Below are 23,678 nucleotides of genomic sequence, written 5' to 3'. Positions count from 1 at the left end.
AGCCGTAACACCTGGTCATCACTCCAACGGGCCTGTGCCACGGCCTCGGCCGGGACCGGAGCGACGTACGTTGCGCGGCGTCCGGTGCGCATTGTTCGCGTCCGTCCGATGGCGCGGTGCGGCGGGCGGGCGTAGGACGGAAGGGCACGGGGCCCGCCTCGGGCTCCCGCACCCCCAGGAGGAGCCATGACCCAGCCCGGAACCATGACCGCCATGAGCAAGGAGATGCAGGCCTGCGTCGACGCGTGCATGTCCTGCCACGTGGTCTGCGAGGAGACGATGAGCTCCTGCATGCAGATGGGCGGTCAGCCGCAGATGCAGATCATGCGGGCGCTCATGGACTGCGCCGAGACGACCCGCATGTGCGCGGACATGATGATGCGCCGCTCGCCCATGTCGGCCGAGATGTGCGCGATGTGCGCCAAGGCCTGTGACATGTGTGCCGAGGCGTGTATGTCCATGCCGGACGACCAGCAGATGATGCGCTGTGCCGAGGCGTGTCGCCGCTGCGCCGAGTCCTGCCGCGCGATGTCGGCCGCCACCATGTGACGACCGTCCGGCAGCATCCCCGGACACACTCGAGGGCACCCCGCAGGGGTGCCCTCGAGTGCTGTGCGCTGCTCGGCTGTGCGCTGCTCAGTTGCCGGAGACGGTCACCGTCTCGTCGTTCTTCAACTGGTCCACCAGCGTCTTCACCTTCGCCTTGTCCCAGACGAGGTTGCCGCCCGTGGAGCCGGAGATCGGCATGTTCATCGACTTGCCCTCGCCGCCGCTGACGCCCTTCATCGACCAGAACATGTCCGCCAGGTCGAACAGGCCCATGTCCTTGTCGACGATCAGGGAGTCCAGCCCCGCACCCATGGTCGGGTACAGCTTGAACGGGTTGAGGATCGTGCTCGGCGTCGCCACCTGGTTGGCCAGGGCCGAGAGGAACTTCTGCTGGTTCTTGGTGCGGTCCAGGTCGGAGCCGGCCAGCGCGTACCGGGTGCGGACGAAGGCGAGCGCCTCCTCGCCGTTCAGGGTCTGCTTGCCCTTCTTGAAGTCCGCGCCGGACTTGGAGTCCTTGATGTCCTGCGGGATGTCGATCTCGACACCGCCGACCGAGTCCACGATGTTCGCGAAGCCCGCGAAGCCGATCTCGACGTAGTGGTCGATGTGCAGACCGGTGTTGAACTCGACCGTGCGGACCAGCAGTTCGGGACCGTCCTCGGCGTATGCGGCGTTCAGCTTCACGTGCCGGCCCGTGCCCTTGTACGTCTTGCCGGACTCGGAGCCCACGAAGGTCGGTATCTCGACGTCCGAGTCACGCGGCAGCGAGATCAGCGTCGGGCCGTTGTCGCCGGTGTGCAGGATCATCATCGAGTCCGTGCGCTTGCCCTCGGCGGACCCGGTGTGCAGTGCCTTCTTCTCCTCGGCCGACATGCCCTCACGGCTGTCGGAGCCGACGATCAGGTAGTTGGTGCCCTCGCCCGCCTCCGGCCGGTCGATGACCTTGGACAGGTCGACCTCGCGGTTGAGCTTGGAGTCGGCCCAGAAGTAGGTGGCGACGGACGTCACGACCACAAGGGTCACGACGGTTATCGCGGTCACCTTGATACGGCGTCGCCAGTTCGGCGCGGGCCGCGGCTCGCGCACCCCGCCGTCCCCGGGGCCGCCCGTGCCGCCGGACCCGCCGTAGACCTGGCCGGTGTTGTAGCCGCTGTCGTACCCGTCGTTGTAGCCGGGGTCGTCGCCGTAGCCGCCGTGGCCCTGGCCGTTCACGTACGACGGCTGCTGCGGCACCCCGCCGTACCCCTGACCGGGCGGCGCCGCCGGCCCGCGGCGGACCTGCCGCATCACGCGCGCGCCCTCGGGCTGTGCCCTCGAGCTGCCGCGTCCGTAGCGGTCACCGCGATTGTCGTCGGACCATCCACCGGGCCAGTCATTCATGCGCCCCAGTGTGCAGGGCACGGCCAGGTGTCTTACAAGGTTCCGGGGAAAATAGAGGCACGGCTGTTGCGAACCCAACACAAAGTCCACGAATGTCGGGTCGGCATAAGGTGGAGGCCATGACAGACCAGGTCACCGCCGCGCAGTCGGACACTCCGGAGATCCCGGGCAAGCCGACCGCCGCGTCCCGCACCACCCTCAGCCACATCATGACCCACAACGACACCAACCTTCTGGGGACGGTGCACGGCGGCGTGATCATGAAACTCGTCGACGACGCGGCGGGCGCCGTGGCCGGCCGGCACAGCGGCGGTCCCGCCGTCACCGCGTCCATGGACGAGATGGTCTTCCTCGAACCGGTCCGCGTCGGCGACCTCGTCCATGTGAAGGCCCAGGTCAACTGGACCGGCCGGACCTCGATGGAGGTCGGCGTACGGGTCCTTGCCGAGCGCTGGAACGAGTCGGCGCCACCCACCCAAGTCGGCTCGGCGTACCTGGTGTTCGCAGCGGTGGACGCAGACGGCAAGCCACGCCGCGTCCCGCCGGTCGTACCGGAGACCGAGCGCGACAAGCGCCGCAACCAGGAGGCGCAGATCCGCCGCACCCACCGCCTCGCCCGCCGCCGCGCCATCAAGGAACTGCGGGAGAAGCGGGCGGCTGAGGGGTTCGACGACTGAGCGCGCGGGCTGCAGCATCTGCCTTGCTGGAGTACTAAGCCTTGATGGGTGCGGCCGACCTGGCGGCCTGCTCGATCTTCGCGCAGTAGGCCGCACGGGCTTCCTCGTCGATCTGCTGCTCGTGTTCGGCGCGCAACCCGGTCCGGCCGTCGAGGCCCTCGCGCAGGATATCCGCGTGCCCGGCATGCCGGATGGACTCGCCGAGGACATGGACCATGATGGCGAACAGGTTGGTGTCGGCATAAGGCTCCGGCCACCACGGCACTCGGCCGGGGGCGTCGAGGGGAAGCTCGTTGATCGTCGCGTCCGAGTGTTCCCACGTGCGCCGGTAGAACCCGGTGATCTGATCGCGGGTCTCGTCCTCGGTCGCCCACAGATCGCTGCCGTCGGAGTCCTGCCACCGGGACAGCGATTCCGGGGAAGGGCGGTCGAAGACCTCGCCGAAGTACCTGGCCTCGACGGTGGCCACGTGTTTGACCAGGCCGAGGAGATTGGTCCCGGTCGCTGTCAAAGGTCGGCGGGCGTCGCATTCGGACAGGCCGTCGAGTTTCCAGAGCAGCGCCTTGCGGTCCCGCCGCAGTCTCCCGTGCAGGTTGCCTTTCGCGAATTCATCGATCATGCGGCATGAGCCTGCCATGGGCTACTCGTGGTCTCAAGATCCCGTACGTGGTCCGCAACGACTGCGCAGAGCCGAGGCCTGGCCATGGCCGCCGCCCTGACCTGCTACAAGAAGCTCGCGAAAAATATCGGCAGTGCCGACCTTCAGCCCGCCCCCATTCCCTGGGGGCCGTCGATCCACGTATGCCAACAGCCCCCGGCGCGATGCCGAGGGCTGTTGTGCTGGTCAGCGGCCCTCATCGGGCGGAGAGCGTCTCTCGCGACGCCTCAAAGTGGCCCTGACCCGCACAAACCCTGCTAGGGGAGGTTCCTTGCCATCACGATCCGCTGGACCTGGTTCGTGCCCTCGTAGATCTGCGTGATCTTCGCGTCCCGCATCATCCGCTCCACCGGGTAGTCCCGCGTGTACCCGTAACCGCCCAGCAGCTGCACCGCGTCCACCGTCACCTCCATCGCCACGTCCGAGGCGAAGCACTTCGCGGCGGCGCCCAGGTAGGTGAGGTCGGCGTCGCCGCGCTCGGAGGCGGCGGCGGCCTGGTAGGTCAGGGCGCGGGCGGCCGAGATCTTCATGGCCATGTCGGCGAGCATGAACTGGATGCCCTGGAAGTCGGCGATCGGCTTGCCGAACTGCTTGCGCTCCTGGACGTAGCCCTTGCCGTAGTCGAGGGCGCCCTGCGCGATGCCGAGGGCCTGCGCGGCGATCGTGATGCGGGTGTGGTCCAGCGTCTTCATCGCCGTGGCAAAGCCGGTGCCCTCCTCGCCGATCATGCGGTCCACCGGGATGCGAACGTTGTCCAGGTAGACCTCGCGGGTCGGGGAGCCCTTGATTCCGAGCTTCTTCTCGGGGGCGCCGAAGGAGACGCCCTCGTCCGACTTCTCGACGACGAAGGCCGATATGCCCTTCGAGCGCTTGGTGGGGTCGGTGACCGCCATCACCGTGTAGTACTCGGAGACGCCGGCGTTGGTGATCCAGCGCTTCACGCCGTTCAGGACGTAGTGGTCGCCGTCGCGAACCGCCTTCGTCTTCATGCCGGCGGCGTCGGAACCCGCGTCCGGCTCGGAGAGGCAGTACGAGAACATGCCGTCGCCCTTGGCGAGGGGGGTCATGTACCGCTTCTTCAGCTCGTCGGAGCCGGAGAGGATCACCGGGAGCGAGCCCAGCTTGTTCACGGCGGGGATGAGGGAGGAGGACGCGCACACGCGGGCCACCTCCTCGATCACGATCACCGTGGCGAGGGCGTCCGCGCCCGAGCCGCCGTACTCCTCGGGTACGTGCACCGCGTGCAGGTCACCCGCGACCAGCGCGTCCAGCGCCTCCTGCGGGAAGCGGGCCTCCTCGTCCACCGCGGCGGCGTGCGGCGCGATCTTCGCCTCGGCCAGCGAGCGGATCGCGTCGCGGAGCATGTCGTGCTCCTCGGACGGGCGGTACAGGTCGAAGTCAGCCGATCCGGCCAAGGTCTCTCACGCTCCAAGGACGCTGTGGGGTCTGAGTGCGATGTGGTCTGAGTGCGGTGCTGGCGCTAATTACCGTTAAGTAACTCAAATTTTAGGGGGCGGCTCACGGGAGTGATACGTGAGCTTGGCGACAGCGGGAAAGTTGCCCGTGGAACGGCCCGACTATGCTCGGGCCCGCATCACCGCCGTACCCCCGTAGACCTCTGGAGTACCCCATGGCCCTCAAGATCACCGTGATCGGCACCGGCTATCTCGGCGCGACGCACGCCGCGGCCATGGCCGAGCTCGGCTTCGAGGTGCTGGGGCTCGATGTCGTGCCGGAGAAGATCGAGATGCTGCGGCGCGGTGAGGTCCCGATGTACGAGCCGGGACTGGAGGAGCTGCTGCGCAGGCATGTCGCGGGGATCGAGGGGTCCACCGGGCGGCTGCGGTTCACCATGGACTGGGCCGAGGTCGGGGCGTTCGGCGATGTGCACTTCGTGTGCGTGAACACGCCGCAGCGGCACGGCGAGTACGCCTGCGACATGTCGTACGTCGACCGGGCCTTCGCGTTGCTCGCCCCGCACCTCACCGGCCCCGCTCTCGTCGTCGGCAAGTCCACCGTCCCCGTCGGCTCCGCCGACCGCCTCGCCGCCTACCTCGCCGCGCACGCGCCGGCCGGCGAGGACGCCGAGCTGGCCTGGAACCCGGAGTTCCTGCGCGAGGGCTTCGCCGTCGACGACACGCTGCACCCGGACCGGATCGTGGTCGGCGTGCGCAGCGAGCGGGCCGAGAAGCTGCTGCGCGAGGTGTACGCCACGCCGATCGCCGCCGGCTCCCCCTTCGTCGTCACCGACTTCCCCACCGCCGAGCTGGTGAAGACCTCCGCCAACTCCTTCCTCGCCACCAAGATCTCCTTCATCAACGCGATGGCGGAGATGTGCGAGGCCTCCGGCGGCGATGTCGCCAAGCTCGCGGAGGCCATCGGGTACGACGACCGGATCGGGAAGAAGTTTCTGCGGGCCGGTATCGGCTTCGGCGGCGGCTGCCTGCCCAAGGACATCCGCGCCTTCATGGCCCGGGCCGGTGAGCTGGGCGCCGACCAGGCGCTGACCTTCCTGCGCGAGATCGACTCCATCAACATGCGCCAGCGCGGGCAGATGGTGGAGCTCGCCCGGCAGGCGCTGGGCGGCGGGTCGTTCCTGGGCAAGCGGGTCGCCGTGCTCGGCGCCACCTTCAAGCCCGACTCGGACGACGTACGGGACTCGCCCGCGCTGAACGTCGCCGGGCAGATCCACCTCCAGGGCGGCCAGGTCACGGTGTACGACCCCAAGGGCATGGAGAACGCCCGCCGCCTCTTCCCGACCCTCGGCTACGCCGACAGCGCGATCGATGCCGTACGGGGCGCCGATGTCGTACTGCATCTGACGGAATGGCGGGAATTCCGCGAGCTGGACCCGGCGGCACTCGGCGAGGTCGCGACGGCTCGGCTCATTCTGGACGGGCGCAATGCCCTGGACCCGGAGTTGTGGCGGAACGCCGGCTGGACTTATCGGGCGATGGGGCGGCCGACGGCCTGAGAAAAGGCGGGGCGTTCGGGCGGGCCGTTCGGGCAAGGGAATCGTGCTCGGGCGGCCTTCCCCACGGGGACGGGCCTGCGGGCGCCCGGGTCGGGCCATGGCAGACCCGCGCAACGGGCATATGCCGTTCTCCTTGGAATCCCCACGCGGCTGCGAATTCTATTCGAGTAGCGTGTGGGAATAGAAATGCTCGCACGCTAATTCTTCACAGCCGCATTGCGCGGAATAGCAACGGTCTCATCCGGTCTCACAGCGGGGGTCCCCTCGAAAGAGAGGCGCCGCAACAGGCGCTTAACTGACGCGTAGCCGCACGGAATTCGCGCGCCACTCCACTGGTCGTCGTTCGCTGGTTTTGAACAGACCATGCCAGGAGTGATCATGCCCCTGTTCCGCAGGGCCCTGTGGCCGCACGACCACCGCGACGAACTGGTCGCGGGAGCGCTCGTCGGCGCCGTGGTGGTCGTACTCGGCTACGCGTCGGGGATCGGCGCACCCGCCGCCTCCTCCGACGCGACCGCAGCCCCGCCGCCCGCGGCCACCTCACCGTCCTCCCCGGAAGGTGCGGCCCCGCCGGAGGGCACCGGCGACGCCTCAGGAGGCGCGGCGGACACCGGGGCGCCGCCCGTCACCGGCGTCCACTACCCCGGCGGCACGGGCGAGGACCACACCGGCCACGGGGGCGACGGCACCGGCGGCACCGGCCACTCCGGCCACGGCGCCTCCCCGGCCCCCTCCGACTCCGCACCCCCGTCCTCCCCCTCCCCGTCCGACCCCGGGACCACCCCGGCCGCCGACGGCGACGCCCCCTGCGAGGACGGCGAGGTCCGTCTCGCCCGGCCGCTCCTCACCGGTCTCACCGAGCCCGTCTTCGGCCTCCTCAATCCGGCGGAGAGCGGCGCGGAGGCGTCGGCGGAGCCCGAGCCGCAACCTTCCCCCTGCATCGGGCTCGCCCCGCTGCCCTCCCTCCTCGGCGGCATCAGCCCCGTCCCGGAGGCGACGCCATGACCCTCCGCCGTGCCCTCGCCCTCCTCGCCCTCACGCCGCTCCTCTACGTCCTGGCGGGCACCGCCCCGGCCTTCGCCCACACCGAGCTGGTCACCTCCAGCCCCGCCGACGGCGCCGAGCTGAAGCAGGCCCCCGACCACCTCACGCTCACCTTCGACGAGGCCGTCGACCCGGCCGACGTACGCGTGATGACCCCGGACGGCGACCGGCTCCCGGTGTCCCTCGTGCCGGGGCACAAGGGCGAGGTCGTACAGGCCGCCCTCGGGCATCCGGCGGACGGCTCCTTCGCCGTCGTCTGGTCGGTCGTCGACGAGGAGGACGGGCACGCCTCGTCCGGCCGGCTCCACTTCGGCACCGCGGCACCCGCCGCACAGGACCGCGGCGACGAGGCCGCGCCCGCACCGTCCCCCCTGGTGCGGGGCGGCCTCGTCGCCGCTCGCTGGACCGGCTATCTCTCCCTGGCGCTGTTCGTCGGCGGCCTCGCCTTCGTCACGCTGCTGTGGCCACGCGGCGCACACGAGCCGCGGGCCCGGGCGCTGCTGGGACTGGCCTGGACGTGCGGCCTGCTGGCGTCGGTCGCGGCGATCGGGCTCCAGGGCGCGTACGCCGCCCTCGGCGACCTGCGGGACGTCCTGCGCGCCGAGACGTACGCGGACGTCCTGACCACCGAGCCCGGCGTCGTGCTCGCCGCCCGGGTCCTGCTGTGGGTGCTCGCGGCCATCGTGCTGAGCGCGCTGCTCCAGGGCGGGCCCCGTACCGCCTGCTCCCCCGGCTGGCGGGTCGGCACGCTCGCCGTCTGTCTCGGGCTGCTGCGGGCGACCGGCATGGCGGGCCACAACGCCGAGGGCACCGAGCCCACTTGGGGCGCGATCGCCGACCTCGTGCATCTGCTCGGCGTCGCGCTGTGGATCGGCGGGCTGGCCATGCTCGCGCTGGCGGTGCTGCCGCGGCGGCGGCCCGCGGAGCTGGCCGCGGTGGTGCCGGGCTACTCACGGCTCGCGGCGGTCGGCGTGGCGGGCATCGTCGCCGCCGGACTGGTGCTGGCGTGGCAGGTCGTGGGGTCGTACGACGCCCTCCTGCACACCTCGTACGGGCATCTGCTGCTGGCGAAGGCAGCGGTGCTCGGGGTCGTCCTGCTGGTCGCCCTCGCCAGCCGTCAGTGGGTGCGCACCCGCCTCGATCTCGCCGTGCTGCTGCGCGGCGACGCCGCCACCGTGCGGCCCTTCGGTTACTCGGTCGCGGCCGAGACGGGGCTGGTCCTCGTCGTGCTCGCTGTGACGAGTCTGCTGGTCACGACCAACCCTGGCCAGTGAACTCCCAGGAAAATCAAAGGAGTTGTGTTGAAACGACGTAATGAGAGCGACGCGGCACCGCGCCGCCGGGCGCCCTCGGGCAACCGGGGTCTGCTGGTCGCCGGACTCGGCGCGGCGCTGACCGCGGTGCTCAGCCTGGGGCTGCTCCAGGCCGCCTCGGGCACCTCGGCGTCCGGGGCCTCCACGGCGGACGCGGGCGCGGCTCAGGCGCCCGCTGCCGCCGCGGCCCAGGACCGGCCGGCGGCCGACGCGGCGCCGGACCACCAGGTCGACATCATGAACAACAAGTTCGGCGACGGGAAGCAACTCGTCGTCGAGGTCGGCGACACGGTCCGCTGGACCAACCACGACAGCGTGCCGCACACGGTCACCACGACCAAGGGTCCGAAGAAGTTCGACTCGGGCACGCTGGAGCAGGGCGACTCGTGGTCGTACACCTTCACCACGGCCGGGACGTACGAGTACTACTGCGCGGTGCACCCCGACATGGTGGCGTCCGTGAAGGTCGTGGCCGCCGACGACGGCGGGTCGTCCGGTGGTTCGAGCGGCGGCTCGTCCGGCGGTTCCTCCGGTGGTTCCTCGGGCGGGTCGAGCGGCGGCTCCTCCGGTGGATCCGGCTCCGGCGGCAGCACGGGCGGTACGTCCGGCGGCACCTCGGGCGGTACGTCGGGTGGCGGCACGGGCGGTACGTCCGGCGGTGGCTCCGGTGGCGACGACGAGCAGTGCGCCAGCGTCCGAGACGTGCTGCTGCCGATCCTGCAGCACCTCAACTCCGCGCATCTGGAGCGGTCCCCGGGTCAGCAGGTGCAGGACGCGCTGGCGCTGGACGCGTACATCAAGACGCACACGGTGTGGATCGAGAGCATCCTGGCGCCGGCCACCGAGGGCGGCGGCACGATCCTCGACGACACGCTCAGCGTGCTGCTGAACCACATCAACGAGGCGCACCTGGAGCAGTCGCCCGGGCAGCAGGTCGCCGATCTGCTGAACGCCGACAGCTACGTGAAGATGCACACGGTCTGGGCCGCGCAGCTGCTCACCCCCACCGAGGACTTCCTCACCAACAGCTGCTGACACCGCCCGCGCGGAAGACGGACGCCGGTCCGGCCGAGGCTCAGTCGGCCGGACCGGCGCTCCCTCATTGTCCCCGTCACCGCCGCCCTTCCGGAACCGCTTTCCAAGGAGACCGGGATGACAACCGTCACCCTGCCCACCGACCCGACCCCGCCCGGGGCCTCCGGCTCGCCCCCCTGGCTGCCGCTGCCCGGCCGGTATGCCGTGGCCCCCGGCCGCTCGCTCGTCGAGCTCACCGCTCTGTGCGGCCCGTTGCCGCTCCGGCGCCGGCGCCTCACCCTCGCGGCGGCCTCGCTCACCGTCCCCGAGACCGGCGAACACCCCATCTTCCGCTTCGAGTTCGACGACGCCGACCTCAAGGGCGTCCTCACCCTCGACCATGCCCACGCCCACACCCACGAGGGCACCGGCACCGTCCAGCTGACCGGCGACCTCGGCATCGACGGCACCGACTTCCCCGCGCTGCTGCGGCTGCGGGTCGTCGAGCGGGCCGAGAACCTGCTGCTCGTCGTGGGCACCGCCCGGCTGCCGTACGGGCTGCTGCGCCGCGCCACCGGCTTCAGGTTCGGCCGGCTGCGGCCCACCACCCGGCTGCGGCTGCTGGTCGCCGGGGAGTTCGCATGAGGGCGGCACGGCGAGCGGTCCCGGGGACCGTCCTCGCCCCGGCCGTCCTGGCCGTCCTGGTCGGGCTGCTGCTCGTGCTGCCGGTCGGCCGGGCGTCAGCGGCGAGCTACCGGGTTGCGATGAGCAGGTACGCCTTCAGCCCCGCCACCCTGACCGTCACCGCCGGCTCCACGGTCACCTGGACCAACCAGGACACCGCCCCGCACGACGTGAGGACCACGTCGGCCCCGGCCGCCTTCCACTCCCCCATGCTGAACAAGGGCGGGAGCTGGAGCTTCACCTTCACTACGCCGGGGACGTACGCCTACTACTGCACCGTCCACCCGAACATGACGGCCCGGATCGTGGTGGAGGCGGCGGCACCAAAGACGTCGGCGGCCGTGCCGACGCCCACGCATGAGCATGCGGGTTCCGGGACGTCATCGGAACAGCATGCGACCACACCGACCCGCTCCCCAACGCCATCACCTGCGCGATCCACACCGTCCACGTCGGCTCCGGCGGCCGTACATCCGGCATCCCCGTCACGGACGCCCACACCGACCCCGGCACCACAGCCCCAGGCCACCGCCGCCTCGACACTCCGCCCGCTGGATCCCTTGCTGCTCCTGACGGGGATCGTGGCAGGCGTGGCGGTGCTGTGCCTCCTGCTGGTGGGGTCACGGGCGTCCCGGGCCCAGAGGGAGGAACCCTGAACGGCCCGGCGGTCAGCGCTCCCGTGCCGCCTCGATGACCTCGTCCAAGGTGTCCCGGGAGCGGACGAGGTCGGCGATCATGTGGTCGATGCGGGCGCGCTCGGCGGTGAGGTCCTCGACCAGCCGGGGCGTGGCGATCGCGGAGGGGCCGCCGTCGGCGTCCCGCATGCAGGGCAGCAGCTGCGCGATCCTGCTGCTGTGCAGTCCGGCGGCGAACAGCTCCTGGATCCGGACGACCCGGTCGACGGCCGCCTCGGGGTAGTCGCGGTGCCCGCCGGGGGTGCGGTCGGCGCTCAGCAGCCCCTGGATCTCGTGGTAGCGCAGCGACCGCTCGCTCACGCCGGTGCGCCGGGCGAGTTCACCGATCCGCATCTCCGCCTCCGCCTTCGCCTTCGCCTTCGCCTTCGCCTTCGCCTTCGCCTTCGCCGACTGCCGGGACTTGAATCTGACACTGATGTCAAGTTTTAGCGTACGGGCATGACACGGACACCGGACTTCCTGGCACCGGCCCGGCTCGGCCGGCTCGAACTCCCCCACCACCTCGTGATGGCGCCGCTCACCGGCAACCGCGCGGAGGCGGACGGCACACCGACCGGCACGCGGCCGGGTGGCGGCGGGTGACCGAGGCCGTGCGGGAGCGCGGCGGACGGATGTTCCTGCAGCTCCAGCACGGCGGACGGGTCAGCCATCCGGAGACCATCGGCCTGACGCCCGTCGCGCCCTCCCCCGTGCCGCTGCCGGAGACGATCTTCACGCCGCACGGACACCTGCCGGCCGTCGTCCCCCGGGAGATGGGCGCCGACGACATCCGGGCCACCGCCGCCGACTTCGCCGCGGCCGGCCGCCGGGCGGTCGACGCGGGCTTCGAGGGCGTCGAGGTGCACTCGGCCAACGGGCATCTGCTGCACCAGTTCCTCGCCGGGAACACCAACCGCCGCACGGACGGATACGGCGGGCCGGCGGAGCGGCGGGTCCGGTTCACGGTGGAGGTGACCGAGGCGGTGGCCGACGCGATCGGCGCCGACCGGGTGGGCCTGCGGAGCTCCCCGGGCAATACCGTCAACGGCATCGAGGAGGACGACACCGACGTGCTCTACCCGGTGCTGGTGGCCCGGCTGAAGGAGAGGGGCCTGGCCTGTCTGCACCTCGTGCACGCCGGCCCGGACACGGCGGTCTACCGGAGGATCCGCGCGGACTGGCCCGGCGTCCTGATCGGCAACCCGGTGCTGCCCGACCTCACCACCGAGGGCGTCACCCGGGCCGCCACAGACACGCTGGCCGCCGGGGCCGATCTGGTCGCCCTCGGCAGGCCGTTCCTCGCCAACCCGGACCTGGTCGCCCGCCTGCGCCTCGGCGCGCCCCTCAACCCGGTGCGGGACCGGTACCTGATGTACACGGGCGGGGCGACCGGCTACACCGACTACCCCGCCCTCGACGATCAGCCGTCCAGTCCGTCCAGTCGGTCCAGTTCCTCGATGGTCGCGTTGGACGGGCCCCGCGTCGCCTGAAGGTCGCGGGCCACGTCCTCGGCCGCGCCCAGCACCCGTACCGCGTTCTGCCAGGTCAGCTTGGCCAGGTCGGGCTTGGACCAGCCGCGGTCCAGCAGTTCGGCGATGAGGTTGGGGTAGCCCGAGACGTCGCTGAGGCCGTCGGGGGTGAACGCCGTGCCGTCGTAGTCGCCGCCGATGCCCAGGTGGTCGACGCCGACGATCTCGCGCATGTGGTCCAGGTGGTCGGCGACCGTGGACGCGGTGGCGACCGGGCGCGGGTTGGTCTCCTCGAAGGCGCGGTGCACCTTCATCGCCTCGGCGGTCGTGTCGAGGTGGTGGAAGCCGTGGGCGCGCATGTTCTCGTCGGCCTCGGCCGTCCAGTCGACAGCCGCCTGGAGCACGAACTTCGGCACGAACGTCACCATCGCGACGCCGCCGTTGCCGCGGAGGCGTTCCAGGACGTCGTCGGGGATGTTGCGCGGGTGGTCGCACACCGCGCGGGAGGAGGAGTGGGAGAAGATCACGGGGGCCGACGTGGCGTCCAGCGCGTCGCGCATCGTCGTGGCCGCCACGTGCGAGAGGTCGACCAGCATGCCCTCGCGGTTCATCTCCCGCACCACCTCGCGGCCGAAGGCCGTGAGGCCGCCCGCCCGGGGCTCGTCCGTCGCCGAGTCGGCCCACGCGATGTTGTCGTTGTGGGTGAGGGTCATGTAGCGGACGCCGAGCGCGTACAGCGCGCGGAGCGTGGCGAGGGAGTCGGCGATCGAGTGGCCGCCCTCGGCGCCCATGAGGGAGGCGATACGGCCCTCCGCGCGGGCCGCCTCCATGTCCGCCGCCGTCAGCGCGGGGCGCAGGTCGGTCGGGTAGCGGGCCAGCAACTGCCGTACGCAGTCGATCTGTTCGAGGGTGGCGCTGACCGCCTTGTCACCGGCGTAGTCCGACCGCACGAACACCGACCAGAACTGCGCGCCCACGCCGCCCTCGCGCAGACGGGGGATGTCGGTGTGCAGATGGGCGGCCTGGTCGGTGGCGATGTCCCGGGCGTCGAGGTCGTAGCGGACCTGGGCACGCAGGGCCCACGGGAGGTCGTTGTGGCCGTCGACGACCGGGAACTCGCGCAGGAGTTCCCGGGCTGCCTCCAACGAAGCGGAGGTCATCGTCGTCACTTCCCCGCGCCGAAGCCGAAGCCGCCGACGCCCTCGACCTTGGTGCGCAGGCGCTTGCCCTTCTCGGTGGCCTGGTCGTTCAGCTCCTGCTGGAACTCGCGCATCCGCTGCAGCAGGTCCTCGTCGTGGGCGGCGAGGATGCGGGCGGCGAGCAGACCGGCGTTGCGGGCGCCGGCGACCGAGACGGTGGCCACGGGGACGCCGGCCGGCATCTGCACGATCGACAGCAGGGAGTCCATGCCGTCGAGGTACTTCAGCGGGACGGGGACGCCGATGACCGGCAGCGGCGTGACGGAGGCGAGCATGCCGGGGAGGTGGGCGGCGCCGCCCGCGCCCGCGATGATCACCTTGAGCCCGCGCTCGGCCGCCTGCTCGCCGTACGTGACCATCTCGCGCGGCATACGGTGCGCGGAGACGACGTCGACCTCGTAGTCGATCTCGAACTCGTCGAGGGCCTGGGCGGCGGCCTCCATGACGGGCCAGTCGGAGTCCGAACCCATGACGATGCCCACGACGGGGCCGACAGCGGTGCTCATTCGGTGATCGTGCCTCTCAGGTAGCCGGCAGCGTGACGGGCGCGCTCCAGCACGTCGTCGAGGTCGTCGCCGTAGGTGTTGACGTGACCGACCTTGCGGCCCGGCTTCACGTCCTTGCCGTACATGTGGATCTTGAGCTTCGGGTCGCGGGCCATGCAGTGCAGGTACGCGGAGTACATGTCGGGGTAGTCGCCGCCGAGGACGTTGACCATGACGGTCCACTTGGCGCGCGGGCGCGGGTCGCCGAGGGGGAGGTCGAGGACGGCGCGGACGTGGTTGGCGAACTGCGACGTGATCGCGCCGTCCTGGGTCCAGTGGCCCGAGTTGTGCGGGCGCATCGCGAGCTCGTTGACGAGGATGCGGCCGTCGCGGGTCTGGAACAGCTCGACGGCGAGGTGGCCTACGACGCCGAGTTCCTTGGCGATGGTGAGGGCCATCTCCTCGGCCTTCAGGGCGAGGGCATCGTCGAGGTCGGGGGCGGGGGCTATGACGGTGTCGCAGACGCCGTTGACCTGCCGGGACTCGACCACCGGGTACGCGACGGCCTGGCCGTGCGGGGAGCGTACGACGTTCGCCGCGAGCTCCCGTACGAAGTCGACCTTCTCCTCGGCGAGGACGGGCACGCCGGCGCGGAACGGCTCGGCGGCCTCCTCGACGGAGTCGACGACCCAGACGCCCTTGCCGTCGTAACCGCCCCGGACGGTCTTGAGGACGACGGGGAATCCCCCACTCTCGGCTTCGCTCGAGCGGGAGGTGCCCCCACCGCCCTCGGCGCCTTCGGGCAGTCCTTCGCGCGCGAACGCGGCCACGTCGGCCGGGTCGCTCACGATCCGGTGCCGTGGGCACGGCACACCGATCGCATCGAGTTTGGCTCGCATCACCCCCTTGTCCTGGGCGTGCACGAGCGCGTCGGGGCCCGGGCGGACGGGGATGCCGTCCGCCTCCAGGGCCCTGAGGTGCTCGGTGGGTACGTGTTCGTGATCGAAGGTGATCACATCGCACCCGCGCGCGAAGTCGCGCAGCGTGTCGAGGTCGCGATAGTCGCCGATGACGACATCGCTCACGACCTGCGCCGCGGAATCCTGAGGGGTGTCACTGAGGAGCTTGAACCTGAGGCCCAACGGGATGCCCGCCTCGTGTGTCATACGAGCGAGCTGACCCCCGCCGACCATGCCGACTACCGGGAACGTCACGCCCCTAGGGTATCGGCCACGCCCGGGCGACCCTCTTACCGGACTTTTTCGGGTCTCTTCCCGTCCCATGTCCCGACCTATGAGCTCGCCCACAGGCAATCGACGAGGGGGGTGGTTAGCATGGCTGGGTTGACGAAACCGACTGACAAATCGACCGACAGGAGCCTTCACGACCATGGGACGTGGTTCCTCGGGGCTTCATGCGGCGCCTCCAGTACCTCGCAGTGCGGTGCGGCAACGTTTCGACCTGCTGATGCGTGAGGTCGCCAAGTTCGGCGCGGTGGGTGGAGCAGGGCTTCTGGTCAACCTCCTCGTGTTCAACCTGGTACGGCATGTGACCGACCTCCAGGTGGTGCGGGCGAGTGTCATCGCGACCGTCGTCGCGATCGCCTTCAACTACGTCGGTTTTCGCTACTTCACGTACCGCGACCGCGACAAGAGTCGTCGTACGAAGGAACTGGGCCTGTTCCTGCTGTTCAGCGTGGTCGGCCTGGTGATCGAGAACGGTGTGCTGTACGCGGCGACGTACGGGTTCGGCTGGGACAGTCCGCTGCAGAGCAACATCTTCAAGTTCCTCGGCATCGGTATCGCGACGCTGTTCCGGTTCTGGTCGTATCGGACGTGGGTGTTCCGGGCGCTTCCGGTGGAGGAGGCGGTGACCGGCGCGGAATCGTTCCTGGAGCCGCGGCAGCAGTCCCCGCAGTCCGAGAAGCCGCGGGTGAGGCAGCGGGTGGGCTGACGCTCGCCTGGAGTTTTTCGCCCCCGCCGCCCCTACCCGTCCCATCCTGAAGGGGCTCCGCCCCTTCGACCCCGCCAAGGGGCTTCGCCCCCTGGACCCCCATCGGCCTGAACGGCCCCCCCCTCAAACGCCGGACGGGCTGGAAGATCCGGACCGGCGCCGGGCGTGGACGTCGGCGCCGCGAGGCAGAGCCCCCCAGCGGATCTCGACGCAGTCCCCCCGGTCACCTGACCGTCGGACCCGAATCCTCCGTCTGCTTCTTCAGCGGCGGCGTGCGGGAGAGGAACAGGGCGAGTACCGGGGGGTTGGTCTGGAGCATTTCCAGGCGGCCGCCGTCGGCTTCCGCGAGGTCGCGGGCGACCGCGAGGCCGATGCCGGTGGAGTTGCGGCCGCTGATGGCGCGCTCGAAGATACGGGCGCCGAGGTCCGCCGGGATGCCCGGGCCCTCGTCCGTGACCTCGATGACTGCCTGGTTGCCGGTGACGCGCGTGCGCAGCGCGACGGTGCCGCCGCCGTGCATGAGGGAGTTCTCGATCAGGGCGGCGAGGACCTGCGCGACCGCGCCCGGTGTGCCGACCGCCTGGAGGTGGCGCTTGCCCGAGCTGACGATCGCCCGGCCCACGCTGCGGTACGCCGGGCGCCACTCCGCCAGCTGCTGCTGGATGACCTCGTCGAGGTCGAAGGTGACGGCGGAGCCGTTGCGCGGGTCGCGGGAGTTGGTGAGGAGGCGTTCGACCACGTCCGTGAGGCGTTCCACCTGCGTCAGGGCGATGGTCGCCTCTTCCTTCACCGTGTCGAGATCGTCGGTGAGGGTGATCTCCTCCAGGCGCATGGAGAGTGCGGTGAGCGGGGTGCGGAGCTGGTGCGAGGCGTCCGCGGCCAGGCGGCGTTCCGCGGTCAGCATGCGTCCGATGCGCTCGGCGGAGGAGTCCAGCACGTCCGCCACGCGGTCCAGCTCATGGACGCCGTACCGCTTGTGCCGGGGGCGGGGGTCACCCGAGCCGAGGCGTTCCGCCGTCTCCGCGAGGTCGGTGAGCGGGGAGGCGAGGCGGTTCGCCTGGCGGACGGCGAGCAGGACCGCCGCGATCACCGCCAGCAGCGCCACCGCACCGATGATCAGCAACGTACGGCCGACCTCCCGCGTCACCGACGAACGCGGCTCCTGCACGGTGATCGTCTCGCCCTCCTCGCCGGTCTCCTTGGCGCTGATGACGTCACCGGTCGGCTTGGAGCCCACCTCGATCACCGGCTTGCCCGGGATCCGGATCTCGGCGTAACGATCCCCCTGGATCTGGTCCCGCAGCACCGAGGCGTCCACGGTCTCGTCACCGAGCAGCCGGCTGTCCACGATGCTGACCAGCCGGACCGCTTCGGTGTCCACCCGTTCCTGCGCGGTGTTGGTGATCGTCCGGGTCTCGACGATGACGAGGGACACGCCGAAGACGGCGATGACGACGAGAACGACGGCGAGGGTGGACTGAATCAGTCGGCGGCGCATGGTGTCCTGTTACTTACCTGTGCGGCTTGTCTACCTGTACGGCTTTCTGCCTGTACGGCCCTGCGTCAACTCTTCTCGAAACGGAAGCCCACGCCTCGCACGGTGGCGATGTAGCGAGGGTTCGCCGCATCGTCGCCGAGCTTCTTGCGCAGCCACGAGATGTGCATGTCGAGCGTCTTGGTCGACGACCACCAGGTCGTGTCCCAGACCTCCCGCATCAGCTGGTCCCGGGTCACCACCCGGCCGGCGTCGCGCACCAGCACCCGCAGCAGGTCGAACTCCTTGGCGGTGAGCTGGAGTTCCTCGTCCCCCATCCACGCCCGGTGCGACTCGACGTCGATACGGACGCCGTGGGTGGCCGGCGGCTGCTGGGGCTCCGCGGCGCCGCGCCGCAGCAGGGCCCGGACCCGCGCGAGGAGTTCGGCGAGCCGGAACGGCTTGGTGACGTAGTCGTCGGCGCCCGCGTCCAGGCCGACGACGGTGTCCACCTCGTCGGCGCGTGCGGTCAGGATGAGGATCGGCACGGCGTGAGCTTCGGCACGCAGTCGGCGGGCCACCTCCAGGCCGTCCATGCCGGGCAGGCCGAGGTCCAGCACGACCAGGTCGACTCCGCCCTGCATTCCAGCGTCGAGCGCGGCGGGGCCGTCCTCCCGCACCTCGACCTCGTACCCTTCCCGGCGCAGTGCGCGGGCCAGCGGCTCCGAAATGGACGCGTCGTCCTCGGCGAGCAGTACACGGGTCATGAGCTGATGGTAGTCCGCCCACGACAAGAGCTGGGGTGTGATCGGGTGCCTTGATTCTTACCCGCCTCTGGCGCGTCTTTTACCTCCGCCCGCTGTGGTACAGACCAGCACCTCGTGGATGCGATCCTGGAAAGGACCTTGGAAAGGGTGCCTGCGGTTCCTTCGACACCTGTGATACGTGCCTCAAGTCCTTCCATATCCGGCAGTGTCCTGACGTATGGTGAATCCACGCCTGTAGCACCACAGGGACCTTTAGCGGCATTTGACGCTGAGGGTCTCTTTTGTGTGCGGATCGGTGTGCGGATCAAAAGGAATGGCCTGTGGCCGGGCGGCTGTACCCGCCGGAGCCGGCCGCTCCCCCCACCGGGCGCGCGATCGTTCACCATCGGTGCGCGTCCCGACCAGCAAGGATCGACCATGGCGTCCAGCCTGACGAAGGACTCGGCCCACCCGGGCACCCCCGGTTCCGAGAAGACCTTCTTCGGCCACCCCCGCGGTATGGCCACGCTCTTCATGACAGAGATGTGGGAGCGCTTTTCCTGGTACGGGATGCGCGGCATCCTCGTCCTCTACTTGATCGCGGGCGTCCTCGACGGCCCGCTGGCGGGCCGGGAAGCCCTGGCCGCCTCGATCTACGGCGTGTACAACGCGGTCGTGTACATGGCCGCCATGCCCGGTGGCTGGGTCGCGGACCGCCTCTGGGGTGCGCGCAAGGCCGTGCTCGTCGGCGGCATCGTCATCGCGGCCGGCCACTTCGCGCTGGCCATCCCCGCGGACATCGCCTTCTTCTGCGGTCTCGGCCTGATCGCGATCGGCACCGGTCTGCTGAAGCCGAACATCTCCGCGATGGTCGGCGGCCTCTACGAGGGCCAGCCCAGCGCCCGCCGCGACGCCGGCTTCACGCTCTTCTACATGGCGATCAACATCGGTGGCATGGCCGCCCCGCTGGTCGTCGGCTACCTCGGCGAGAACGTCGACTGGCACCTCGGCTTCGGTGTCGCCGGTGTCGGTATGACCCTCGCCGTCATCCAGTACGTCCTCGGCGGCCGCCACCTCGGCGACATCGGCAAGGAGCCCGGCACGCCGGCCTCCCCCGAGGAGAAGCGCGCCGCGCTGCGCAAGGTCGCGCTGTGGGGTGGCATCGCCGTCGCCGCGCTGGTCCTGGACATCGTGCTGGGCACGTACGACATCGAGCACATCGTCAACGTCCTCGCGGTCCTCGGCATCGTGGTCCCGATCGTCTACTTCGTGACGATGTACCGGAACCCGGCCCTGGCCAAGGAGGACAAGCCGAAGATCCAGGCCTTCGCGTGGTTCTTCGCCACCGCCGTGCTGTTCTGGATGATCTACGACCAGTCCGGTTCGCTGCTGACGATCTTCGCGGACGGCAAGACCGACCGCATGATCGGCGGCTGGGAGTTCCCGGCGTCCTGGTACCAGTCGGTCAACCCGGCCATGGTCATCGTGCTCGCCCCCGTCTTCGCCGCTGTGTGGGTGAAGCTGGCCCGGCGCAACCGTGAGCCCAGCACCCCCATGAAGTTCGCTCTGGCGATGCTCCTCATCGGTGGCTCGTTCGGCATCATGGGCCTGGCCGGCGCCGCCGCCGCGAACAGCGACACGGGCAAGGTCACCGTCTTCTGGCTGCTGAGCGTCTACCTGGTGCAGACCCTCGGCGAGATGTGCCTGTCGCCGGTGGGGCTGTCCCTGTCGACGAAGCTGGCGCCGAAGCAGTTCGTGGGCCAGATCATGGGTCTGTGGTTCCTGGCCACGGCGACGGGCAACGCGCTCAACGGCTGGACCACCAAGCTGAACGCTCCGCTGGGTGACGCGGCGTACTACTCGATGTGGGCCGTCATTGCTGTTGCCGCCGGGCTGGCGTTCATGACGGCTGGGCGGAAGATTCGGGCGCTGATGGGTGACGTACGCTAGCGCTGCGCTGGCTTGAGCCGACGGGGCCGCTGGATCCAAGTGGGTTTCAGCGGCCCGTTGGTTTTGCCTCTGTGCGCCCGCGCGGCGGAGCCGCACATTGATACAGCCCCGCGCCCCTCAAGAGGTTGGCTAGCGCGCCCGGCGTCCGGGCATGAACGTGAACACCGCCCCGCCCAGCAACAGCGCCGTACCCGCCACCAGACCCAGCGCCTTCAGCGAGCCATGGTCCTCCGCTCCCGTGGCCGCCAGGCCGCCGTCGGTCGACGAGCCCCCTGCCGAGCCTCCCGCCGAACCGCCGCCCGACGCGCCGCTCGCCTGTTCGGTCGTGTCCAGGGTCAGGGACACCTCCGTCTTGGTCGGAGTGCATGTCGTCGTCGTGCCCAGGGCCTTCACCGTCAGTACGCCCGGCGACAGGGTCGACTCGCCGCTCGCGCCCGGCTTGTAGATGCCCGTGAGGTCCGGGATCTCGATCGGGTCGCCCGCCTTGATGTCCTCGGAGTTGGTGGGGCCCTCGACGTGGACCGTGCCCTTGTCGGCGCCGCCCAGGACGACCTCCATGGACGGCTTGACCGAGTCCTTGGGGATGTCGGCGGGGCTGTCCATCACCGACTTCTTGAACTGGACGGTGAGGTCGAAACTGGCGCCGTTCTTCTTGGCGTTGATCTGGACGGGCGAGGTCGCCTTCTTGTCGCCGATGGGCGTCTTGCACTCGTACGGGATCTGGACCTCCTTGCCCGTGAAGTCGGTCTGGCCGCCACCGTCTCCGCCGCCCGCGTCGCCGCCCGTCTCACTCTCACTCGGCGTCGGACTCGACGGGCTCGACGGGCTCGAAGTCCCCGTCGGCAGGCCTGTCGGCACACTTGTCGGCAGCGTCGGGACGACCGTCGGCAAACCTCCGGTCGTACCGCCGGAACTCCCGCCGCCGTCCGTCACCTTGATCGTCGCCGCCGGCTTCACCGTCTCCTTCGGCGTGCACTTGGTGTCCGTGGAGATCGGCTTGCTGACGTTGATGTTGTACGCGTCCGGCGTGAGAGTCACCTCGCCCGGCGCCGTCAGCTTCAGCTTGCCCTTCATGTCGGACAGCTTCATGTCGCTGTTCTTGGGGATGGGCGGGTTCTGCCGGGGCCCCTGCATGGCGACGGCCGCCGTCTGCGCACCGGCCGCCTTCAAGGTTCCCGTCGGCTGGACCGTGTCCTTCTCCAGGTCGAGGATGTCGGGGTTCTTGGACGCCGCCTGGACGAACTTCCAGACGATCTCCACCTCGTCGCCGACCTTCGCCTCCGCGGGCGCGGTGATCTCCACCTTGGTCGTGCCCTGGACCGGCGGCAGCCCGGAGATGGCGGGCGGCACGCACTCGGTCGCGTACGCCACCTCGGCGGCCTGGGCGGGCGCGGCGGACACGCCGAGCAGGATGCCCGCGCCGCCGAGCATCAGGGCGACGCCCGCCGCGCCACCTCTTCTCGGGCTTGCCGGTGTGACTCTCCTTCGCTTGCTCACGGGGGTCCCTTCCTGGTCGGAGTCGCAGGACTCGTACGACTCGTCGGGCTGTCGTCGTGCGGTGCGGAGAGCCGACCGGCCGTGCCCGGGTCGTTGTCCGGGGTGAACCACGGCAGGGTCGAGGGGGATGAAGAGGCGTGCCTCGCCTCCTCGCGGGGCTTCAACCCCGGGATACGCAGGGCCGCTTCCGGCAGGCGGAATCCGCGGCGGCGGGCGGTCTGCCGCGGCCGTACCCGGTCCACCACCGCCATCCCGACGCGGAACAACGCCGCCGGTACGACCAGACAGACCAGGATCCAGAACAGCGTCACGCCCCAGGGCCGGCCCACACCCCAGGGCTGTTCGGCCATCACCTTTCCGCCGTACTTCAGGGAGACGGTGTAGCCGCCGTGCGCGCCGGCCGCGAGCTCCACCGGCAGCTCGATCCGCGCCTTCCTGCCCGGCTGGATCGTGCCGCGCCACTGCTGTTCCTCCCACTGCGGGGCGAACACGCCGTGGGAGGTGCCGACTTGGAAGACCGGGTTCTTGATGGCGGACGTGCCCACATTGCCGACGGTGAAGACGAGCGTGCGGGCGGGCGGTGCGCCGAACCAGGTCAGCAGGCCGCTCGAGCCGTCCAGCCGGGTGTCCGTGAGGACCGACAGGCGCCCGCCCGTCGGCTCCGCAGGCAGCGGCTCCACCGCGTGCCCGGCCACCTGGAAGATCGCGTCGGCCTCGGCCTTCCTGCCCTGGACGGTCGCCACATGCACCACGCAGGGGCAGGGCACGGGCGGCTCGGCCACCGGCAGTTTCCTGCTGAAGTGCCCCTCGGCGTCCGTGGTGACGGCCCTGCCGTCCGCGTTGGCGCAGGAGTTGGTACCGCCTCTCACGCTCGTCGACGGCACGGACTGACCGCAGATCAGGATCATCAGCAGGGCACGGGGGCGCCACTCCTCGCCGGTGACCGTGATCGAACCCCCGGCCCCCGCCTGGGACTTGGAGAGCTTCACGGACGGCGGAGCCGCGGCCGAGGCAGGCTGCACGATCGCCACGAGCGGGATCAGAAACAGCAGCGCCAGCAGCGCGCCGCGGACCTTGCCGTTCACTTCACCGCTCCCGTCAACTCGGCTTCCCTGTGCGGTGGTCCGACGGACTCGCCGCTTTCTCCCCTACGGCGCCCAAGCCGTCGTACGACGAAGAAGCCACCGATCACCGCCGAGGCTCCCCCGGCTCCCGCCACCGCACCCCATGGCACGAACCGTGCCGACACCTCCGCGGTGTCCCGCGCCCCGCCCGCCCCCGTCACCGTCAGCCGTACGTCGACCGCGTCCAGGGCGGGCCGGTCGGGCCAGGGCTCGGTGAGCTTCGTACGGCTGCCCGGGGGCAGGTCGACGGGAAGGGTGCGCGAGGCGCGGTCGAGGACCCGGCCGAGGACGCCGTCCGCCCGGACGGCCAGCCTCGGCACCAGGGTCGTCGTACCGCGGTTGACCAGCTCGTATGCGATGCCGTCGGCGCGTATCGCGACGTGCTCGACGGTCAGTGCCGTCAGCTCAGGGCCGGTGACGCGCAGGCGGAGGGGGACGGACCGTGAGCGGCCGTCCGTGTCACGGGCGACGATCTCGCCGGACCGGTCGCCGGGGGCCGTGCCCTCCCCGACGGTCACCGTGAACGGGACCTCGGCCCGGGTGCGGGCCGGGATCCGTACCGGGCTCTTCGCGAAGGCGATGGGGACGCCGGTGCCGTGCAGGCGTACGGTGACCGGTTCGCCACCCGGGTTCGTCACGGACACCGTGTCCTGCAGGACCGTCCCCGGCTCGCCCTCGGCGTAGAAGGACGGCCGTCCGCCGCCGGAGGGCGCGACGGACCAGGCCTCGGCGGCGGTCGCCGTGGGGGCGGCGGCCAGCAGAGTCAGAAGGGACAGGCACAGGACACGGGCGGCTGACGACATCGGCGGCTCCA

General features: G+C 70.5%; 22 protein-coding genes and 1 pseudogene. 11 read left to right on the top strand and 12 right to left on the bottom strand.

The features are described from left to right. Positions 1 to 186 precede the first annotated feature (186 nt). Entirely contained in the window at positions 187 to 549 is a 363-nt protein-coding gene (locus ADL12_RS28450; RefSeq protein ID WP_062706727.1) for a four-helix bundle copper-binding protein, read from the top strand. An 87-nt stretch (positions 550 to 636) separates the two neighbouring features. Here the strand turns inward: ADL12_RS28450 and ADL12_RS28445 are convergent, their stop codons facing one another. Further along, entirely contained in the window at positions 637 to 1,929 is a 1,293-nt protein-coding gene (locus tag ADL12_RS28445; RefSeq protein WP_208614633.1) for an LCP family protein, read from the bottom strand. 119 nt (positions 1,930 to 2,048) lie between these two features. On the opposite strand from ADL12_RS28445, the gene ADL12_RS28440 reads away from it, so the two are divergent. After that, on the top strand, positions 2,049 to 2,606 hold the full coding sequence (locus ADL12_RS28440; RefSeq protein WP_062706723.1) for an acyl-CoA thioesterase: 558 nt from the start codon (positions 2,049 to 2,051) through the stop codon (positions 2,604 to 2,606). A gap of 34 nt (positions 2,607 to 2,640) precedes the next feature. Here the strand turns inward: ADL12_RS28440 and ADL12_RS28435 are convergent, their stop codons facing one another. Together ADL12_RS28435 and ADL12_RS28430 are read right to left on the bottom strand one after the other, a co-directional pair. Further along, positions 2,641 to 3,225, bottom strand: a complete 585-nt coding sequence (locus ADL12_RS28435) for a DinB family protein (protein WP_062706720.1) — start codon at positions 3,223 to 3,225, stop codon at positions 2,641 to 2,643. 296 nt (positions 3,226 to 3,521) lie between these two features. Next, complete coding sequence (locus ADL12_RS28430; protein WP_107120046.1) at positions 3,522 to 4,679, bottom strand: acyl-CoA dehydrogenase family protein; 1,158 nt, start codon at positions 4,677 to 4,679, stop codon at positions 3,522 to 3,524. 215 nt (positions 4,680 to 4,894) lie between these two features. Here ADL12_RS28430 and ADL12_RS28425 point away from each other — a divergent pair, with 215 nt between their 5' ends. From ADL12_RS28425 to ADL12_RS51105, 6 genes are all read left to right on the top strand, one after another. Beyond that, positions 4,895 to 6,238, top strand: coding sequence for a UDP-glucose dehydrogenase family protein (locus ADL12_RS28425; protein ID WP_062706718.1), 1,344 nt, complete (start codon positions 4,895 to 4,897; stop codon positions 6,236 to 6,238). A 378-nt stretch (positions 6,239 to 6,616) separates the two neighbouring features. After that, positions 6,617 to 7,243, top strand: coding sequence for a hypothetical protein (locus tag ADL12_RS54295; protein ID WP_062706716.1), 627 nt, complete (start codon positions 6,617 to 6,619; stop codon positions 7,241 to 7,243). Further along, a complete protein-coding gene (locus ADL12_RS28415; protein WP_079052323.1) occupies positions 7,240 to 8,556 on the top strand; it encodes a copper resistance CopC/CopD family protein in 1,317 nt (438 codons plus the stop codon). The genes ADL12_RS54295 and ADL12_RS28415 overlap by 4 nt, the downstream gene beginning before the upstream one ends. A 27-nt stretch (positions 8,557 to 8,583) precedes the next feature. Continuing rightward, entirely contained in the window at positions 8,584 to 9,630 is a 1,047-nt protein-coding gene (locus ADL12_RS28410; protein ID WP_062706748.1) for a cupredoxin domain-containing protein, read from the top strand. Between the two features lie 117 nt (positions 9,631 to 9,747). Next, entirely contained in the window at positions 9,748 to 10,254 is a 507-nt protein-coding gene (locus ADL12_RS28405; RefSeq protein ID WP_062706714.1) for a hypothetical protein, read from the top strand. Further along, complete coding sequence (locus tag ADL12_RS51105; RefSeq protein ID WP_079052322.1) at positions 10,251 to 10,949, top strand: cupredoxin domain-containing protein; 699 nt, start codon at positions 10,251 to 10,253, stop codon at positions 10,947 to 10,949. Before ADL12_RS28405 ends, ADL12_RS51105 begins: the two co-directional genes overlap by 4 nt. Positions 10,950 to 10,961: 12 nt before the next feature. Here the strand turns inward: ADL12_RS51105 and ADL12_RS28395 are convergent, their stop codons facing one another. Beyond that, the gene (locus ADL12_RS28395) at positions 10,962 to 11,321 is read right to left on the bottom strand and encodes a MerR family transcriptional regulator (RefSeq protein ID WP_062706709.1); all 360 of its coding nucleotides are present in this window, start codon (positions 11,319 to 11,321) and stop codon (positions 10,962 to 10,964) included. A gap of 105 nt (positions 11,322 to 11,426) precedes the next feature. On the opposite strand from ADL12_RS28395, the pseudogene ADL12_RS28390 reads away from it, so the two are divergent. After that, positions 11,427 to 12,457 (top strand): annotated as a pseudogene (locus tag ADL12_RS28390) (oxidoreductase). Here the strand turns inward: ADL12_RS28390 and ADL12_RS28385 are convergent. Genes ADL12_RS28385 through ADL12_RS28375 form a run of 3 tightly spaced genes read right to left on the bottom strand, consistent with a single transcriptional unit; the run spans position 12,388 to position 15,334 of the window. Beyond that, positions 12,388 to 13,596, bottom strand: coding sequence for a dipeptidase (locus tag ADL12_RS28385; protein WP_062706708.1), 1,209 nt, complete (start codon positions 13,594 to 13,596; stop codon positions 12,388 to 12,390). The pseudogene ADL12_RS28390 and the gene ADL12_RS28385 sit on opposite strands and share 70 nt — an antisense overlap. A gap of 5 nt (positions 13,597 to 13,601) precedes the next feature. Further along, positions 13,602 to 14,141: a 5-(carboxyamino)imidazole ribonucleotide mutase gene (purE, locus tag ADL12_RS28380; protein WP_208614632.1), complete on the bottom strand. Its 540-nt coding sequence runs from the start codon at positions 14,139 to 14,141 to the stop codon at positions 13,602 to 13,604. Then, entirely contained in the window at positions 14,138 to 15,334 is a 1,197-nt protein-coding gene (locus tag ADL12_RS28375) for a 5-(carboxyamino)imidazole ribonucleotide synthase (RefSeq protein WP_062706706.1), read from the bottom strand. Before ADL12_RS28375 ends, purE begins: the two co-directional genes overlap by 4 nt. A gap of 175 nt (positions 15,335 to 15,509) precedes the next feature. On the opposite strand from ADL12_RS28375, the gene ADL12_RS28370 reads away from it, so the two are divergent. Then, a complete protein-coding gene (locus ADL12_RS28370; protein ID WP_062706703.1) occupies positions 15,510 to 16,073 on the top strand; it encodes a GtrA family protein in 564 nt (187 codons plus the stop codon). Between the two features lie 223 nt (positions 16,074 to 16,296). Here the strand turns inward: ADL12_RS28370 and ADL12_RS28365 are convergent, their stop codons facing one another. Both ADL12_RS28365 and ADL12_RS28360 read right to left on the bottom strand, forming a co-directional pair. Continuing rightward, on the bottom strand, positions 16,297 to 17,571 hold the full coding sequence (locus ADL12_RS28365) for an ATP-binding protein (protein WP_062706701.1): 1,275 nt from the start codon (positions 17,569 to 17,571) through the stop codon (positions 16,297 to 16,299). Positions 17,572 to 17,636: 65 nt separating this feature from the next. Then, positions 17,637 to 18,314 carry a response regulator transcription factor gene (locus ADL12_RS28360; RefSeq protein WP_062706699.1) on the bottom strand — a complete coding sequence of 226 codons (678 nt, stop codon included), beginning with the start codon at positions 18,312 to 18,314 and terminating at the stop codon, positions 17,637 to 17,639. 417 nt (positions 18,315 to 18,731) lie between these two features. Between ADL12_RS28360 and ADL12_RS28355 the strand changes: the two genes are divergently transcribed. Continuing rightward, the gene (locus ADL12_RS28355; RefSeq protein WP_062706697.1) at positions 18,732 to 20,243 is read left to right on the top strand and encodes a peptide MFS transporter; all 1,512 of its coding nucleotides are present in this window, start codon (positions 18,732 to 18,734) and stop codon (positions 20,241 to 20,243) included. Between the two features lie 129 nt (positions 20,244 to 20,372). Here the strand turns inward: ADL12_RS28355 and ADL12_RS28350 are convergent, their stop codons facing one another. From ADL12_RS28350 to ADL12_RS28340, 3 genes are all read right to left on the bottom strand, one after another. Continuing rightward, on the bottom strand, positions 20,373 to 21,674 hold the full coding sequence (locus tag ADL12_RS28350; protein WP_062706695.1) for a hypothetical protein: 1,302 nt from the start codon (positions 21,672 to 21,674) through the stop codon (positions 20,373 to 20,375). A 62-nt stretch (positions 21,675 to 21,736) separates the two neighbouring features. Beyond that, positions 21,737 to 22,825 (bottom strand): hypothetical protein, encoded by a 1,089-nt coding sequence (locus ADL12_RS28345; protein WP_062706693.1) that lies wholly within the window; start codon positions 22,823 to 22,825, stop codon positions 21,737 to 21,739. Beyond that, on the bottom strand, positions 22,822 to 23,667 hold the full coding sequence (locus ADL12_RS28340) for a COG1470 family protein (RefSeq protein ID WP_062706691.1): 846 nt from the start codon (positions 23,665 to 23,667) through the stop codon (positions 22,822 to 22,824). The genes ADL12_RS28345 and ADL12_RS28340 overlap by 4 nt, the downstream gene beginning before the upstream one ends. Positions 23,668 to 23,678: the final 11 nt, after the last annotated feature.

Source organism: Streptomyces regalis, assembly GCF_001509475.1.
GTDB classification, from domain to species: Bacteria; Actinomycetota; Actinomycetes; order Streptomycetales; family Streptomycetaceae; genus Streptomyces; species Streptomyces regalis.
Note: the sequence above shows the minus strand (reverse complement) of the source record. Positions and strands in the feature narration are given on the sequence as shown.

Coding starts and splice junctions, on each gene's coding strand:
- ADL12_RS28395 (WP_062706709.1), bottom strand. CDS start 11,321: ATGCGGATCGGTGAACTCGCCCGGCGCACCGGCGTGAGCGAGCGGTCG.
- ADL12_RS54295 (WP_062706716.1), top strand. CDS start 6,617: ATGCCCCTGTTCCGCAGGGCCCTGTGGCCGCACGACCACCGCGACGAA.
- ADL12_RS28340 (WP_062706691.1), bottom strand. CDS start 23,667: ATGTCGTCAGCCGCCCGTGTCCTGTGCCTGTCCCTTCTGACTCTGCTG.
- ADL12_RS28450 (WP_062706727.1), top strand. CDS start 187: ATGACCCAGCCCGGAACCATGACCGCCATGAGCAAGGAGATGCAGGCC.
- ADL12_RS51105 (WP_079052322.1), top strand. CDS start 10,251: ATGAGGGCGGCACGGCGAGCGGTCCCGGGGACCGTCCTCGCCCCGGCC.
- ADL12_RS28440 (WP_062706723.1), top strand. CDS start 2,049: ATGACAGACCAGGTCACCGCCGCGCAGTCGGACACTCCGGAGATCCCG.
- ADL12_RS28350 (WP_062706695.1), bottom strand. CDS start 21,674: ATGCTCGGCGGCGCGGGCATCCTGCTCGGCGTGTCCGCCGCGCCCGCC.
- ADL12_RS28355 (WP_062706697.1), top strand. CDS start 18,732: ATGGCGTCCAGCCTGACGAAGGACTCGGCCCACCCGGGCACCCCCGGT.
- ADL12_RS28415 (WP_079052323.1), top strand. CDS start 7,240: ATGACCCTCCGCCGTGCCCTCGCCCTCCTCGCCCTCACGCCGCTCCTC.
- ADL12_RS28405 (WP_062706714.1), top strand. CDS start 9,748: ATGACAACCGTCACCCTGCCCACCGACCCGACCCCGCCCGGGGCCTCC.
- ADL12_RS28425 (WP_062706718.1), top strand. CDS start 4,895: ATGGCCCTCAAGATCACCGTGATCGGCACCGGCTATCTCGGCGCGACG.
- ADL12_RS28360 (WP_062706699.1), bottom strand. CDS start 18,314: ATGACCCGTGTACTGCTCGCCGAGGACGACGCGTCCATTTCGGAGCCG.
- purE (WP_208614632.1), bottom strand. CDS start 14,141: ATGAGCACCGCTGTCGGCCCCGTCGTGGGCATCGTCATGGGTTCGGAC.
- ADL12_RS28370 (WP_062706703.1), top strand. CDS start 15,510: ATGGGACGTGGTTCCTCGGGGCTTCATGCGGCGCCTCCAGTACCTCGC.
- ADL12_RS28445 (WP_208614633.1), bottom strand. CDS start 1,929: ATGAATGACTGGCCCGGTGGATGGTCCGACGACAATCGCGGTGACCGC.
- ADL12_RS28435 (WP_062706720.1), bottom strand. CDS start 3,225: ATGATCGATGAATTCGCGAAAGGCAACCTGCACGGGAGACTGCGGCGG.
- ADL12_RS28365 (WP_062706701.1), bottom strand. CDS start 17,571: ATGCGCCGCCGACTGATTCAGTCCACCCTCGCCGTCGTTCTCGTCGTC.
- ADL12_RS28385 (WP_062706708.1), bottom strand. CDS start 13,596: ATGACCTCCGCTTCGTTGGAGGCAGCCCGGGAACTCCTGCGCGAGTTC.